Annotated in this window: 2 protein-coding genes and 1 pseudogene; all 3 read right to left on the reverse strand. The window is 63.6% G+C overall.

Annotated features, from left to right (window positions below):
• Positions 1–29: 29 nt before the first annotated feature.
• Positions 30–623 carry a DDE-type integrase/transposase/recombinase gene (locus TY25_RS41685; RefSeq protein WP_106386969.1) on the reverse strand — a complete coding sequence of 198 codons (594 nt, stop codon included), beginning with the start codon at positions 621–623 and terminating at the stop codon, positions 30–32.
• Positions 624–648: 25 nt separating this feature from the next.
• A pseudogene (locus TY25_RS44670) lies at positions 649–921 on the reverse strand (hypothetical protein); the annotation flags it as partial.
• Positions 918–1,177, reverse strand: a 260-nt coding sequence (locus tag TY25_RS15775) for a transposase (protein ID WP_042256958.1), incomplete at its 5' end; no start/stop codon positions are given. The pseudogene TY25_RS44670 and the gene TY25_RS15775, both read right to left, overlap by 4 nt.

Genomic DNA, 1,177 nt, shown 5'->3' on the forward strand with positions numbered 1-1,177 from the left:
TGAGGTTCCCCGTTGAGCCGGAGAGCGGATTATCTGGTTCCGGCCGGAACGCGGTGATGGTAGCTGGCTTCGTATTCGTCGGGTGATCGCCAGCGCAGCTTCTTCTGGATGCGTTGGGTGTTGTACCAGCCGTCGATGGAGGAGAACAGTGCGTTCTCCGCATCTTTCCCTTGTGTGCCAGGAGTTCCGGTAGACCAGTTCGGTCTTCGACGTGGAGAAGAAGTTCTCCATGAGCGCGTTGTCGTAGCTGTCGCCAACCGATCCCATCGACTGCGCGATTCCGTTGTCTGCCAACCGATTGGCGAAACGAATTGCCGTGTAGGTCGAGCCGCGGTCGGAATGATGGACCAGCTGCCGTCACGCACGTCCCGCACCCACACCGCGTATTCCAGGGCACCGAGTACCAGTTCGGTGTCGCAACGATCCGAGCACTTCCAGCCCACGATCCGGTTGGAGAACGCATCGCGGACCGCTGCCAGCCAGAACACGCCCTCGCCGGTCGGGATCCGCGTCGCATCCGCCACCCACAACCGGTCCGGGGTCTCTGCGGTGAAGTCGCGGTGGACCAGATCCGGTGCCGGCGTCGCGCCCGTGAGTTCTGCCGCGTGGACGGGATACGCCACTTCTTGCGCAGGAACGCGCCCTGCAGCCCGCCTGCCGCATCAGCCGTTCGACTCGTTTGCGGCCCCGCGATACCACGGCGGCGCAGCATCGCATGCACCCGCGGAACCCGTAGGTGCCGCCGGAACTGGTGTAGATATCGACGATCTGAGCCAGCAACTGCTCATCGGCCAGCCGCCGCCGCGACGGGTTCTTCGCCTGCTGCAGCCATCCATAGAACGTCGACGACGCGATACCCAGCACCCGCAATACGAGCTCGACCGAGTGCTGCGGGTGATCCTTCACCAACCGCACGATCACCTCCGGGTCTGGCCGAGCTCCGACGCGAAATACGCACTCGCATCACGCAATACCGCATTCACGCGTTCGAGTTCGGCGACTCGCTTGCGCAGCTGCTTGTTCTCCTCGGCCATGTCGGTCGTCGGCCTGTCATGACGTTCACCGGAATCAGCTTCGGCCTGGCGGATCCAGTTACACAGAGCCTCGTGATGCACCCCCAACTGCGCAGCCAGCTTCCGGACCGCCGGCTTGGGATCGCCATCCCGACACAGCCGAA

Source organism: Nocardia brasiliensis NBRC 14402, assembly GCF_000308475.2.
Classification (GTDB): domain Bacteria; phylum Actinomycetota; class Actinomycetes; order Mycobacteriales; family Mycobacteriaceae; genus Nocardia; species Nocardia brasiliensis.